Origin of the sequence: Paraburkholderia acidipaludis NBRC 101816, from assembly GCF_000684975.1 — a bacterium.
In the GTDB taxonomy this organism is placed as follows: Bacteria; Pseudomonadota; Gammaproteobacteria; order Burkholderiales; family Burkholderiaceae; genus Paraburkholderia; species Paraburkholderia acidipaludis.
On sequence record NZ_BAXZ01000002.1, the window covers coordinates 58147 to 71972 of the forward strand.

The 13826-nt window shown below is 55.4% G+C and carries 11 protein-coding genes and 1 pseudogene; 6 read left to right on the top strand and 6 right to left on the bottom strand.

The genetic code is table 11. The annotated features are described in order from the left end of the window. Positions 1-208: 208 nt before the first annotated feature. Positions 209-1162 (bottom strand): M48 family metallopeptidase, encoded by a 954-nt coding sequence (locus BAC01S_RS01345; RefSeq protein ID WP_084168110.1) that lies wholly within the window; start codon positions 1160-1162, stop codon positions 209-211. Between the two features lie 416 nt (positions 1163-1578). On the opposite strand from BAC01S_RS01345, the gene BAC01S_RS01350 reads away from it, so the two are divergent. From BAC01S_RS01350 to BAC01S_RS33525, 5 genes are all read left to right on the top strand, one after another. Further along, entirely contained in the window at positions 1579-2439 is an 861-nt protein-coding gene (locus tag BAC01S_RS01350; protein ID WP_027793152.1) for a hypothetical protein, read from the top strand. Between the two features lie 31 nt (positions 2440-2470). Further along, positions 2471-2833, top strand: a complete 363-nt coding sequence (locus BAC01S_RS34290) for a hypothetical protein (RefSeq protein ID WP_156954266.1) — start codon at positions 2471-2473, stop codon at positions 2831-2833. 117 nt (positions 2834-2950) lie between these two features. Continuing rightward, positions 2951-5809, top strand: coding sequence for a TrlF family AAA-like ATPase (locus tag BAC01S_RS01355; RefSeq protein ID WP_156954267.1), 2859 nt, complete (start codon positions 2951-2953; stop codon positions 5807-5809). 45 nt (positions 5810-5854) lie between these two features. Then, a complete protein-coding gene (locus tag BAC01S_RS01360; protein WP_027793154.1) occupies positions 5855-6892 on the top strand; it encodes a hypothetical protein in 1038 nt (345 codons plus the stop codon). Positions 6893-7089: 197 nt separating this feature from the next. After that, positions 7090-7782 carry a DUF4145 domain-containing protein gene (locus BAC01S_RS33525; RefSeq protein WP_084168112.1) on the top strand — a complete coding sequence of 231 codons (693 nt, stop codon included), beginning with the start codon at positions 7090-7092 and terminating at the stop codon, positions 7780-7782. A 57-nt stretch (positions 7783-7839) separates the two neighbouring features. Here the strand turns inward: BAC01S_RS33525 and BAC01S_RS33530 are convergent. Then, a pseudogene (locus BAC01S_RS33530) lies at positions 7840-7988 on the bottom strand (transposase domain-containing protein); the annotation flags it as partial. Positions 7989-8338: 350 nt separating this feature from the next. On the opposite strand from BAC01S_RS33530, the gene BAC01S_RS34295 reads away from it, so the two are divergent. Further along, positions 8339-8560 (top strand): hypothetical protein, encoded by a 222-nt coding sequence (locus BAC01S_RS34295; protein WP_043200792.1) that lies wholly within the window; start codon positions 8339-8341, stop codon positions 8558-8560. A 472-nt stretch (positions 8561-9032) separates the two neighbouring features. Here the strand turns inward: BAC01S_RS34295 and BAC01S_RS01375 are convergent, their stop codons facing one another. The 4 genes from BAC01S_RS01375 to BAC01S_RS01385 form a co-directional block, all read right to left on the bottom strand. Then, positions 9033-10952, bottom strand: coding sequence for a hypothetical protein (locus BAC01S_RS01375; RefSeq protein WP_027793155.1), 1920 nt, complete (start codon positions 10950-10952; stop codon positions 9033-9035). Then, positions 10939-11391, bottom strand: coding sequence for an ABC-three component system middle component 5 (locus BAC01S_RS33535; RefSeq protein WP_084168114.1), 453 nt, complete (start codon positions 11389-11391; stop codon positions 10939-10941). The genes BAC01S_RS01375 and BAC01S_RS33535 overlap by 14 nt, the downstream gene beginning before the upstream one ends. After that, complete coding sequence (locus tag BAC01S_RS29975) at positions 11333-12010, bottom strand: ABC-three component system protein (RefSeq protein WP_245616467.1); 678 nt, start codon at positions 12008-12010, stop codon at positions 11333-11335. The genes BAC01S_RS33535 and BAC01S_RS29975 overlap by 59 nt, the downstream gene beginning before the upstream one ends. Before the next feature lie 324 nt (positions 12011-12334). Further along, a complete protein-coding gene (locus tag BAC01S_RS01385; protein WP_027793156.1) occupies positions 12335-13786 on the bottom strand; it encodes a hypothetical protein in 1452 nt (483 codons plus the stop codon). Between the last annotated feature and the right edge of the window lie 40 nt (positions 13787-13826).

Consider the following 13826-nt stretch of genomic DNA (forward strand, 5'->3'; position numbering starts at 1 on the left):
CAGGCAGTCTGGCCTTGGGGCGGCGGCGCGTGCCACGTGCGTCAGTCGAAGCCCGCGGGGGCGTGTGTACGCCCTTCACTAGCTCACCGACCTGCACGCGTCTGTCATCCGTTTATAGTCGGGCTTGGTGAGGGTTCGACCGGACGGCGACTCAGCGTCGATCGTCCGCGGGGGGCAGGCGCGAGTCGCGAACGCCGACGCATACCGCTCACGTTGACGAACCAAGATCGCTCTTGCGTTCGTGTACGCCGGACGAAATCATCCGCAAGCGGCGCTTTCGTTCGCCCATGGGTGGGTGCGAATCGAATACGCTGACCGCCGTGCCGGGGTCGGTGAGCAGGTCCAGCGCGGAGATCATGGCCTCGGGCGAGGTCATCTCGGCCGCGCGTGCGTCGGCTGCGAACTCCCGCTCACGGCTATAGCTGCAGAAAACCCGATGCAGTACGTAATCAAGCGCGATAAAGGCCACGACGCATAGCCCTGCCCTCCAGGCGATAGGCGCAAGACTTCGCGTGAGCGACCCGAGGAAACTGAAGGCCTCGGTCGATCCGTTGAGCAGAGCGATGGCGACGAAGCCGACGAACACGATGAGTCCGATAGGAATCGCTGCCTGCCGGACACTTCGCCGCGATAGTTCGGCAAATAGCCACGGATATACCTTCAACGCGTGATTGAACGCGAGGATATATGCGTTATTTTTTGTGTCGCCGTGCCGGAGATGCGCGACTTCGTGTGCTGCGATCGCAAGCAGCACTTCTCGCGATGCCTTGTCCACCAGTTGCGTGGAAAAGCCGATCAGGGCTGTTTTCCCGAATACGGAGGAAATCGCAAACGCATTAAGGTCGTTGGAGGGGTACTGCCCGATTCTCACGTTGTAGTCTAGATTGATCAGCAGCGGCGCGACGAGTTCACGCAAGTTATCGGCGTCCCGAAACGAACGATTATCGGCTTCCACGTCGTTGATGTTCAAAAGGTACTGCGTGGTCGACATCAGGGGAAGCGCCAGAAACACGAATACGATAGCGGCGAAGGACGCAGCAGCGTTGGGCGGAAGCGAAAATTTCTGTTGCACTATCAGAAGCGCCGTGGACGCTGCAAATAGAATAAACAGCACCGCCAGCATGTTTCGGGCAAATTTCGGGTAGATGTTTATGCGTTTCATGTAGGTTTTTGGGGAATTAGTCTTAGAGGTTAACGGCGGGCATATCCGAAACTTCAGGCAATAGCATGCGCGACCGGAACGGCTGCGGACACCTAAAGGTTCGAGCTCGGCGACGATGGCGCAGGTGGTGCTTCATACGGAGCGGCCGATTGAATTTCACAGCGGAGACGCCACCTTGCCGTGGCGTCGACCCGATGCAGTGGCGACCCGAAGCAGGCGCCGTTCTTCGCCTTGGACCAGTGTGCCGAATAACGGCAAGACTATCGACTCGCCTGGCCGTCATAGGTCGCGTTCCGCTTCTCCTTCTCTGGATTTTTGCCTGTCTCGTTTGCTACCATCACGAGTTCTCTCCATGCCCGGTACCCGGCCGTTGCGGAGGCTTGGCATAACGTCTATCGATCTTGAAAAGGATTGAAATGCAACTCGGCGACACTTGCTACTGCTGCGGCGAGCCCGCTGTCGGACCGGAACACTTCCCTCCTGAGTCGTTTTTCCCTGTCGGCCGTCGTTCCGGGTTGATCGAAGTTCCGGCATGCAAAAAGCATAACCAGGACAAATCGAGAGACGACGAGTACATCCGGACAATGCTTATGTACGACATTCGTGCGCACGGTGTCGGGCATGTCTCGTCTGTGCGAGATACCTCAAGACGAGCGCTCGAGCGTTCATTCGGGCGCTCGCTGGACCGGCTGGAAAATGGCGACCCGGATGGAGCGAAAGTCGAGGAAGTCCGACGCAGGCTCGATGGTCTGGAAGGGATTGCCGCGATGAAGGAGTTGGATGCGCTCGTGAACGAGGGTCTAGTGCCGTCTTCGCTTCATGCACTGGCGACGAAGAACCCGGAGCCTGTGCGCGCTACCTTACCTTCCGGCCAAGAGGTGGAGACGATTTCCACGGAAATCGACGTAGACAGGGTTATCGCTTACTTCTCCCTGGGAGCCCGTGCACTCTATTATTGGGCATTCAATACGCGTTTTGTGGGCCAAGTGATTCTGGCGCCGCATTTCTTGATGCCCACGTATCATCCCGACGACGCCAAGCAGTTGGAGTATTTCGAGTCGCTGTTCGATCGGGACCAATCGATCGGCGACCAGAAAGAGTACTTCTACTATCGCGTAATCGACGGGGCCGACGCGAATTTTTCGATTGATGGGCAGGCCATTACAGCGTCGGTATTGAACTTCTGTATGTACGACATCTACAAAACGACGGCAATTTTTGTTTCGCCCCAACAGCAGCCTTATAGGGAAGGTAAAGAAACGCCTTCCAGTCCATAGCCAGTGAGCTTCCTGCGGTGAAGGGGCGTCTTTGCCAGAGGCCGAGGACTTCGTCGGCGGTTTCTCCGAACCTCCTTCGCTATCCATGTATGACTTCCGGACGCAGCCGCCGGTAGTTTTGTCCATCAGTAACGCACTTGATCTCAACGCGGTTCGTTGGACCGATGGCAACAAAAGCAAAGCAGATCTGCTTCAGTTCATTGGATGGTGGGCGGAGGCTCGAAACATTGAAAGATTCCTGTCCGAAGTCGAAACGGATCTGCCCAAGCTTGATCCCGTGATTCGTGAGCATCTGGCGGAGGGCCACCAGTCGCCTTGGAAACTGTTGGGTGAAGGATCAGCGCTCGATCATCCCAAGTGTTGGAAAACACCGCAAGAGCGCCTCATTGATTAACGTGGTTTCCCGGTTATATGTATCGGGCATCGCCTGACGCGCGTCGACAGACCGACGCCGATTGTCGCATGGATAGGCGATAATCCAGAACCTCTTTATGCCGAGAACGAGAATACAATGCAACCGTCTCGCTGGTGGAAATGTGACCTTCAGGTGGCAACGCCGTCATGGAAGTTTGCGTTGCCCTCAGGTCAAAGTTTTGACTTTGGGGATAAGGCCGGTCGAGCTGAATTTCTCGATTTGTACATGGGGAAGCTCAAGGAGCGTGGCATCGAGGTTATCGCCCTGGCTGACCACAATAGTGCTGACTGGATCGACGACGTTGTCGCCGCTGGAAAGAAGCATCAGATCATCGTGTTCCCTGGCTGTGAGATAACGTCGCACACCGGGGCCGATGGAGTACATCTGGTTGTAATCGGTGACACGGATCAAACAACGCAGGACTTTGACCGCCTTATCTACGGCCCGTTGGGCTTTGATTCTCACGACCATACGCCGTTTCGCTATGAGGGCGGCAATAAGTTGCCTGCAACCTCGTCAAAATCGGTCATTCAGATCCTGGACGACCTCCCTGAAGGGTACCTCGTCCTCGCGCCTCACGTTCTAAATGAGAATGGGCTGATATCGGGCAAGACTGTCAAAGGGGACATACGGTGGAAGTCTTTCCATCATCCCCGTCTTGGGGCGGTTGACCCAGGGGATTGCTCGACGCAGGAGACGGAGTCCTTCAGTTCCGCTTTTCGTGCACGGCGACTTGATAATTTTCCACGTTTGAAGACCGTAGCTTTCGTTGCTACCTCCGACGCGTATGACCTTGATAGCCTTGGTCGACGTTACTGCTGGATCCGAATGGGCGAGCCCACGATAGAAGGGCTGCGTCAGGCATTTTTGGATCACGAGTCGCGCATCATTTGTGACTGGTCCTTGAGGCTGAGCGAGTTTCCTGACAGGAATCCGAATCTCATTCGGCATGGTTGGATAAAGGAACTGGAGCTGGGCGGGCGGCTCGGCAACTCCCGGACGGCGCTTCGCGTCCCGCTTCATTATGGATTGAACGTGATTATCGGTGGGCGAGGAAGCGGAAAGTCGACAGTGATCGCAGCTATCCGCCAGCTGTTTTCCAACACCGAGAGCCTTCCAGATCGTTTGCGTGGCGAAGTGGAAGCATTTGTCGACGCAGTGTTTTCCGAAGCGACACTTCGCTCCCGCTATGCCCTACCTGAATCGCAGCAGGAACTCCAGGCGACCTGGGAAAAAGGCAGCGGAAGTACCACGCAGGTACAGTCCGAACGCCTTCGTACCGATTTCCCTGTCACGGTTATCAGCCAAAAGGAGCTCTTTGAACGCGCATCTGGGGACAAGGATGATCCATTTCTGCCGTCGCGCAGCCTCCTCTCACTCCTTGACGATCACATTGGCCTCGGCGCTAGTGAAGAAGAAAAAGTCGGTAGCTGGCACCGACGTGTAGAAGACGCACGCTCAGAATGGGCGCAGGCGACACGCTCGTATCTTGAGTTGATGAAGGACGTGGCGCAACTCAAGCAGTTACGTGAACAGGTAACCACGGTTCAAACGCAAGTGAATGCTTTTGCCGCCCCGGAAGTCAAGGCTCGCCTTGCACGCATCGACGCCCGCCGTGCCGAAGGGCTGTTCCTGCAAGAGGGAGAGAGGCAGTTGGCCCAACTGATCGAACGGCTCCAGGCGGTTATACCCCCGGTCGCAATTGAAGCCTCTGGCTCGCCGGACCAATCCGCCATACCTGAGACGCTGGGCGAATTTCGGCAGGACTTCATTCGGCTCTCAACTTCCCTTCGCGATATCGAGGCCACGCTTACCCTTACCGTGCGGGCGGCTGTTGCAGCAGCTAATAGTGCTATAGCTGATTGGGCGGCCGACGCTGACTCACCGTGGAGAAAGGACGCGGCAGCGGCAGAAGAGGACCTGAAGTCATATACGGCTGAGCTGAAGGGCAAGGGACTGTCTCCCGACGAATTCGGGAAACTGCAAGAGAGATTGAGAAAAACACGAGAAACTGTAAAGGAACTGGAGGCTAAAGAAAAGCTCCTTCCTGATGCGAAGCAGCGAGTAGCCAATGCGACGACAACGATTAAGACGCTGTTGAGCGAGCGCCGTGTAAGACGTACGGAGGTACTGACGTCAATTCAGCAGCGCAGCGGGCGGCTGCGGTTCGTCGTTTCACTCTTCTCCGATCTCACCCGCTGGCAGGAATCCATGCGGGAACTCTGCGGGTTCCGCGCAGACGCGTTTCATGGCGACGTTGCTAGTCTTGCAAATGCATTGTGGTCGGGCGATGCGGAAGAAAAGGAGCAGCGATGGGCTCATTGGCGCACGGCACTTGCGACAGGCGAATTTTCCAAATGGCAGGAGGAGTTCAAGGGTCGTCCTGCGTTTATCCAAAGGCTCTCGACGCTCGATGAGGCGATAAGGCACCGGCTTGCAACGGAGGTGCCAGACGATGTTGTGACCATGTACTTCCTGCGCGACGGGGGCAGCCCTGAGAAGGAAGCCGATTGGCAGCCGATCACGGAGGGTTCTCCGGGACAGAGGACTGCGGCGATGCTCGCCTTTGTGCTCCATCACGGACATGAGCCATTGATCCTGGATCAACCTGAGGACGATCTCGACTCGGAATGGATTTCGAGGCTCGTTGTTCGTGAACTCCGTGCAAGCCGCTGGCGGCGTCAACTGGTCGTGGTGTCGCACAACGCGAATATTCCGGTTCTCGGCGACGCTGATCAAGTGATCACCCTGGAAAATCGAGGAGGTGATCTCGCGGTCCGCGAATCGAATGTTGCTTCGAAGGCAGAGTCGTTACCTCACATTGGGCCGGTCGAATATGGTTTCGTTCGTCGAGACATCCAGAACATCATGGAAGGCGGTGTGATGGCCTTCATTCAGCGTGAGCAAAAGTACCACCGAGAAACCAATCCGCTCAGAGTGACGGTCCAAGAATAAGAAAGCCTAACGACGGATCAGGCAACCATTATTTGTGACAAGACCATGCGCAGCAACGCCCTCTACTTCCCCTACATCGCACTTCCAGACGATACATGGACAGCAAAGTCGCTGCTGTATTGGGACAAGCTCTCGTCCATTGTTCCGATGGATTATCTGCAACGTCCCGAACAGATGAGCGATTTCATGCGGACGTTGCTGACCGAGGGCCTTGTGGAACCGGTGATACCCGCTCACCATATCCATCAGATACGCCGCTTCGACGACAGCTTCATCGAACTGGTCGAGCGCAGGCTGAGACAGCGCCATCAGCACATCGTTGCGCCGGTTTCGGCACGAGTTCCCACTCGAATCCATGCAGAGAAACTGGGCGAAATACCTAGGTTTTTGGTGGAGTCGGGTCTTGCCAAGCAGGTCGATTGGGCTTGGTACGACATGGAAACGGCCACCGCAAACCAGTTCATGTCCTATCTTGCTGCGTGTCTGGGAGCCATTCCTGAGGTTGACGCCGCACCGGTAACCGACAAGGCTATTTTTGCCTCGGGCTTGCGGTCCCACCCAAAGCGGTCGGTACCTACGCTGCATCAGCACAAGTCCCGTGAAGTCGTGCTGCGGCATCTTCTTCCGACTCCCGCAGGGCCAGTACAGGTGGACAAGCTACTGCTGTTTAAACGGCGATACGGCCATCTTCTTCCGCCTCTACGCGCTCGCGTCGAAGCGCATTGCACATACGTAGCCACGCTTTCAGATCCGAATGACCGCATCGAAGCCAATGAGGCGTTCCTGCTGGAAAGTAAACAGAGCATCGCCGAGATCGAAGGCGCCATGCGTCCCACTTTTGGGAAAGTAGTCCTCGGCTCGCTAGCGCCACTTTTCGGCGCAGGACTCTCACTACAAGCAATGGCGTCGGGCGATGTTAAGGCCTACACGGGTGCTGCGCTTTCGCTCGCAGGGGCAGCATACCAGGCCATTGCTAGCATTCGAGGCGGCCGAGCCTTGGTAAATCACCCGCTTGCCTACGTCGCCCACGCAAAGTGCGAATTTGGAGCGAATAGCGGTCACCGCATGCAACTTAAGCGATGAATTATTTCCCCCCCGGCTTGGGGGACGTGAGGCTGCAGTGAGACCATAATCCACGTCACCGCTCTTCGGCTTGAGGTACACCTGGTGAACTCCATGGAACGAGCGCAGTGTACTCTCCGACGGTCCTAGCCTTCGGCAATTTCTGAAGCAGCCAGAGAAGGTAGCGTTATCCAACAATCTTGGTTACGGGGTGAGTGATGGATGAGCCGCTAAACGTCGAGTCCAGTATTCCTGAAGGCAAACACCTGACTGCGGCCTGCGACGAGTGCAACAGACACACGCGACACAAGGTTCTGGCGCAAACTCACGTGCATTGGGAATATGGGGATGGCGAGGTAAATAACTGGATTGACTATCAAATCGTCCAGTGCCAGGGATGCCTGTCAATTTCTTTTTGTGAGGAATCACTTTGCTCCGCAGATATCATGTATGGCGAAAGTGATCCTCCAGTAGAGAGGCGTCTGTTTCCGAATCGTATTGTTGGGCGCGCCATGATGGAAGAAGCCCAGCAATTGCCCGAGAACGTCTACGGTATCTACGAGGAGGCGCACAGCGCGCTATGCGCGGAACTTCTCATCATGGCAGGATTTGGCGTGCGGGCAATTCTGGAGGCGGTTTGCAAGGATCAGGGTATCGCAGGACGGAATTTAAAAATCAAGATAGACAAGCTTGCAGAAGCCGGTTTAATTACCTCATCCGGCGCCACGATACTTCAGCACCTGAGATCCATGGGAAACGCTGCCGTCCATGAAATGAAGCTGCATGCCCAGTTCCAGATCAGTGCGGCGTTCGACGTCATCGAGTATCTGTTGCAAGGGGTTTACATTTTGCCCAAACAGGCGGAGTTGCTGCTTAAACCGACTGCTAACTCGAGCCAGAGTGTCGATTGAGCGGAGTGCAATCGAACGAACCGTGAGCGGTCGGTGAGCCTGTCTTGACGAGCGAGATCAGGCTTTGGCCGTGATCAGCTGCCAGCGATGACACCGCAACGCGGCAATGTCGCCGGCCCGTTTGTCCACAGACGTGTCAGGACGTCCTGCAGATAGGTGTGCGGATTGTGTCCGTTGAGTTGTGCGGAGCGGGTCAGGCTCATAACCCGAAGCCGTTCTGACAAGGGTCGCTCAGTGAACGCTTGATCACCTAACAGCGTTTGGCGCCAATAGCCGGCGGTCTGTCCAACTAAAATTTCTGCACTGACGCTTCAAGCGCGGGCTGGTCCTAGGCGATTGTGTCCACGATGGCTTGGAACTCGACGAGCAAGTCTGCCTGCTGCGCTTGCTCGGCTGCCGACGCCTGAGCTTCGTCAGAGTGCCGCGAATCCGATGTAGGATGCAATTGCGCTCCGCGCCGCCGTATTCGACATCGGAGCGTTTTGGGGGCGAATATTTCGGGCATCGAGTCCCGTCGGTTCCCGCTGCCCCCTGCCAGCCAAGTGGAGGTTGTAAATTGCCTTCTCCGAAGCGTTGGATCATAGAACTGCAGGACGCCGCCGATGCGAGTGGCGACGGCGTTTTACAGCTTCCCGACGAGCTATGGAACGAATTGGTCGCCCAAGGGTGGGAAGTTGGCGACGTGCTCGAAATTGACCTGATTACCGAACCCGGCACTGCGGTGATTCGAAATCGCTATGCTCAGTGTCGTCAAATTTCTGCGCCGGTCAAGTCATAACGCCGCGCCCCCACAATCCAGTCGCCGACGCCACGCTCGACTCTCCCAACATCCGCCGATTTTCTGTCTCACGATGCGGCCGCCCGATTTTTGCGGCCAGCAATTGGGGTCGCACCAAAGCGCCACCACTTTGGCGCGACAGTGGGCGAGTCGCACGAACTCCGTCGCAATCGACAAAACCTCTGTGGCGCGGCTTCATGTAAGTCTTTGATTTTCAGTGTGCGCCGTCGCATTAACTATGGCGCCCTACGGTAGATAGACGCATATCCTGAGAAAAACGGACGCATAACGTGAGAAATTTATGATTATGCGTTTTCGATAGCTTGGATTAATGCGCTTATCGTACACGCTGCCCGAAAACTAACAAACGGCTACCTCATCGAGGTGGCCTTTTTTTCAGTCGACGCGACGCTGCACGCCGCAACGTGTGTGTCGGCGACGCCCGATAGGACTCTCGAGTACTCACTCAGAGCTACGCCTCGCGGACATCGAGGGAGCGCGCCGCTGGTGTGAACGAGCGGCCCACAACAAGCTCCGTTTTTTCCAGTTTTGGATTGATTTCTGATGTCGCGAAGATGACCTGATAGTCCACCTCGTATGTGGAGCACTCTTCGACGATAATTTCCTGAAGACGGTGACTACGCTCCTTTTCCATCCCACCATCATCGATGCCATCCAGCATCAGGAATCGTGGTACTCGCATGAATGGCTTTTGCACGCTAGCAGTCAAGAGCGCCAAATGGAAGATGTGGCGAAGGACTACAGCCGAGCTCTCCGAGAAATTCCGCGAGCCATTCACATAGACCGCATTGTCGACGAAGTCAAAGTTCGATGTTTCCGCGTTTACAAACTCGGGTTGCAACGGAAGGTCCAGCTTCAACAGCCGAATCATGGCGCCATTTACTGTATTGGCAACTTCGACCTTACGCTGTGCCTGTTTCTGTTCGAGTTGCTCGATACGCTCAGCTAGGCGATTGCTTTCTTCCGTCAGCGCGTCGCGTCGTTTCTGCAGGTCGGAAATGACACTTGCGAGCTTCTGCCGCTCGTACGACTGGCGAATCTCCTCGTCGAGAGCCCCCAACTTGCGTGCAGTTTCCTCCAGCGCGACCTCGACGTCACTGGACCAGGAGTTCGCCACGGCGTTGTAATCCTGTTCCAGCTTTCTCACTCTCAGCGACAGCAGGGGAATATTTACGCGCAATTCATCCGCCTTCTTCATGCGCGACTCAATGAGAGACCTCGACTCCTTAAGCTGGATACTCAGTTCGTTGCGCATACGCAGCAATTGCGTATCCCCGCGACCATCGCCAAGGGCAGTCGTGCAGAGGTGGCAGTGTTCTGCGTCGGTCCGTGCCTCGGGGAGTTCACTCAGGCAGCTCGGGCAGAAGCGGAACTGGATATTGCCAAAATAAGTACGGGTCTCTTTTGATTCGTCGAGGCTACGCAGACGCGACTCCAGTTCCTTAACGAACAGATGCGAATCGGAAATATCGAGGTCCAGTGCAGCGAGCTCGTCCTTCGCGGCAGACTCCGCTTGCCGAGCAGCGTTCAAGCTCTGCCGCAACCCGTCAGCCGTGGCGCGCGCCTTGTTTGCCTCTTTACGGGGAAGTGACCGTTCTTCCTTGAGCTTGGTAAGGGAAGCCGAAAGAGCATTGCGAGCCTCCTCCAACTCGAAAATCTTGGTATTGAGAAACTCCAAGTCGGGAGACTGACCGGAGCGTCCGAGCACGTTGAAGATGCTACGAAGGTCAGATTCCTGCTTGGTGATTTGCGCATCCAGTTCACGCAGGCGCAACTGGGCTGAATACAGTACGTCGTCGTAGACACCGCCGAGATAGCCGCCAACCATTTCTCGAGTCAAGGGACTATCAAAGTTATCCAGTCGAAAAATCGGGCTATGAACCGAGGGCTGGTCGGCATAAAGGACACGCAGCAACTGGTGCATCGTCAGATTTGACGCCCCGTCGCCTTGAGCTTGGGGCATGTCCAAGGCGTCAAAAAGTGCTTGGGAGAAGCTGATGCGATGTGCGCTTCGTTTGAACGGATAAAGCTCCCACAATTGCTGGCCGGCCTTCAAAGCGTCATCCATCGCGCCCCAAAAAATAGACATGGGACGCTGAAGAGCCTCGTCAATCTCGCGACGCAGGCAGGCAACTGCACCGTTGAGGAGCACCTCGACGTAGGTGGCCGTACAGCGAAGCGCCTCCGGCTTCCATCGGATGTTTTCTGCTCCGAGAGAAAATGCCAGCAGGTCCATGACCGTCGTCTTGCCGGAGCTGTTCCGCCCACGAATGACGTTCACTCCAGCATGGAATTTACAGTCGAAAGCGACGTGCCCCCCCTGAAAGACCACAAGGCGGCTTACTTGTAATGTCGGCTCAAGCAAGGTCATACCGATATTCCATAAGTTGCGAGCGATGTTTCAGTCCGTCATGCCCAAGCAAGGGAATCAGTGACAGACCAGTCAGAACACCTTCGGCCACTGGAGCGTTGGCTGACGTGAAGGCATTGAGCTTCTCTTTGAGTGCCGAGGGCATGGGCATGTCGGTACGAGTGACAAATCCGCTTTCAAATCGCTCGATACCAATCAGTCCAGACGCGGCCACCGACTTCAGTGCTGCCTCTTGGATATGGCGCATGTCGCGAAACGTTGAAAGAGCACTGACCGGGTCTCGATAGATGTTTACCGCGGCCTTCGCCTGTGCACGTAACGATTTGAGTGAGTCCGGCAACCGCACCGTTCGAATCATTCCTGGAAATACGAGATAGAAATCAAGAAGCCGTGCCTTTTCTATTTCTAAATCTTTGACGTGCTCTGCAATGAGCAGCATACGAAACACGCAGTGATAGGCATCGTACGCAGGGTGATAAACAGCATTTGTCCCACCTTACATGACAGTTGCCACCGAGGTAGTACAGGAGTGCAAGCAGGTCCATTGAATCAATCTCGAGGACGTTTTCCCCGAGCATGTTCCTAGTCGCTTGCAGGATAGCGTTGATGCACTGGTCGACGGCGATACGGTCTCCGCCCTGTTGAATGACCGGGGTAACTGTCAGAGTGAATGCCGCCTGTAGCTCGGACAGGACAATGGTGTAGACCCGCTGTGCCGTGCGTGATGTCTGATACCGCATGATGGACTTAAACGCACGTTCCTTCAGGTCTGTTGCAGTCTGAAGCTGGTCCTCCCGCCCGCTATCACGCAGCTTCGCTTCAAGGCCGCGAATATCGCCATCCGTGGTCGTGGACATGTAATGCTGCAGCTTTGCTGAGAACTGCCCATGTGACGGGTCACCAACACCGTCGGCCTTGAGCTTCTCATAAAGCGCCGCGAGTTCTTGCCCGGCCGCACCGTTCGCGACGACCTGAATGATGGTCGTTTTACTGTTGTCGACCTTGTCGCCACCAACTAGGTCGCCGCCGACGTCGTTATGGCTTTGGCTCGTGAACACGGGTTCTACTCGCGGTTGTTTTTGTACATGTCTCCGCCGACGATGTCTCCGCCCGCGCGATTATTCTTCTGTGATGTGATGGTTGTGCGTTTCGAATGCTTGGACCGGTTCGAAATTGCCACCTTTACAGTCCAGCCAGCCGCGATGGTCGCGAGGGCTGCAACGACGTATTTCAACCAATCCATGGCTTCCCCGCTATCTAGGTCTCTGTATTCACTGCTTTTAGGGATTGTAAGGCGCTAACGGGCATACGGCAATTCGGCCTATTCCTGGCGGCTGCACTTCGATATAGCCAAGTTAGCCGTTAACGTACGAAATCTGGATTCACGCCTTCGACCCGGACGTCTTGTTATCGCGGCTCGCATCAATGAGCACGATGTCCTCTCTACCTTGTAGCTTTAGGTCACGAAGAATACCCGTGACCTTCTCCAACTCACCTGCAGAAAAATACAGGATGACCTTGATGGCTCGGTCCGTCTGACTGGCCTTGGCATACACTTCGACCTGTTTCTCAAGGTTGCGCCGTAAGCTCGAATTACTCGCCAGCTTGAATTCGACTAGGGTAGCATTCTGCTTTCCCTTCGAGACCTTGTAGTCCACCGGACCACGGCCATTGTTGACCTCAGCATTTACGTCGAACGTCGTCGCAGACCAAGTCAGGCGGAACATGGTGTGAAGGTCGCTTTCCCGCTTCACGGGTTTGCCGTCTACGTAGAAAACTCGATACCCGTCATTGTCTTCGATGACGTGTTTCAGATATTTCACCCGCTGTAGAGCCTCCTCGTACGAATTCCCTCTCTCATAGAATTCTGTGCCTACGAGATGCTTCAGCACGAGCTCCCGGATATTTTCGACGAACTGTGTGTGCGTTTCCTGAACCTTCTTGCTGCTGACTACGTGCGCCTCGGAAGAATGGTCTTCCTTCCATTTAATGTAGTGGTCAATCAGTACAGTGAACTGTTCAATGGTTCGTAGAGCGGCCGCTTTGCGTTCGTCCTGGGTCGAGCGTTCGTTGATTTGTTGCAAGAAATGGTCGTTAACCTGAGCGCGGAGATGCTCGTCGGGCAGCGACTCCCGAAGCTGGAAAAACTGGCTGAGCATGTTGCCCTGGTTTATCCAAGCCTCATCGCGCGTCAGAATTTCACACGGAGTGAGGATGACGTAGTCGTCGGCATGCCATGGCAGCGTGAAATGTCCTGACTGCCAGCGCCGCGTCTCATAGTTGAAGCTGACTCGCTCGACATGTACTCGTTTAGTTTGGCTTGGTTGGAGATGTTGCTTGGCAAAGTCCTCGGTGTATTTGAGTAGATAGCCTTTGATGAGATTTGTCGTGAAGTCGCTCAAATGGTCTCGGCCTACACCACCGCTGAGCAAACCAAGCTTTTCCAGATGCGAGCCCCTTGTGAGGGTCTCCTCGCCGAAATCCCGAAATACCCTTTGAAAATTCCGGGCGAGTGCTTGGGCGAAATGCTTGCCGAGGCCCGTGCCGCCATTCCCCTGTTGGCTGAATCCAAGCCAGTTTTGCTTGACTTCACGGAAATACAGCCATTGGGAAATTGCACCCTCCGTTAGTTCCGCGGCTTGAGTTCGGTCTCGCACGAATATCAGGTACTTGATGATGTCGTCGTGCAAAGCGCGCAGTTCAGGGCGTTTGCTATCGAAGAGGAGAAAAGGGTCAATGAACAGAGGCAAGTCGTTAACCAGCGCGATGTTGAAGGCGCCATGCGCGTCGAGAACTTTGGGCTCGACTCCGAACACATCGGAGAAGTAAATCACTTGCGATAGTCTCCCTTTCAATTTATTGCGCCGGATGATG

Coding starts and splice junctions, on each gene's coding strand:
- BAC01S_RS01355 (WP_156954267.1), top strand. CDS start 2,951: ATGCAACCGTCTCGCTGGTGGAAATGTGACCTTCAGGTGGCAACGCCG.
- BAC01S_RS01350 (WP_027793152.1), top strand. CDS start 1,579: ATGCAACTCGGCGACACTTGCTACTGCTGCGGCGAGCCCGCTGTCGGA.
- BAC01S_RS33525 (WP_084168112.1), top strand. CDS start 7,090: ATGGATGAGCCGCTAAACGTCGAGTCCAGTATTCCTGAAGGCAAACAC.
- BAC01S_RS33535 (WP_084168114.1), bottom strand. CDS start 11,391: ATGCTGCTCATTGCAGAGCACGTCAAAGATTTAGAAATAGAAAAGGCA.
- BAC01S_RS01375 (WP_027793155.1), bottom strand. CDS start 10,952: ATGACCTTGCTTGAGCCGACATTACAAGTAAGCCGCCTTGTGGTCTTT.
- BAC01S_RS01360 (WP_027793154.1), top strand. CDS start 5,855: ATGCGCAGCAACGCCCTCTACTTCCCCTACATCGCACTTCCAGACGAT.
- BAC01S_RS01345 (WP_084168110.1), bottom strand. CDS start 1,162: ATGAAACGCATAAACATCTACCCGAAATTTGCCCGAAACATGCTGGCG.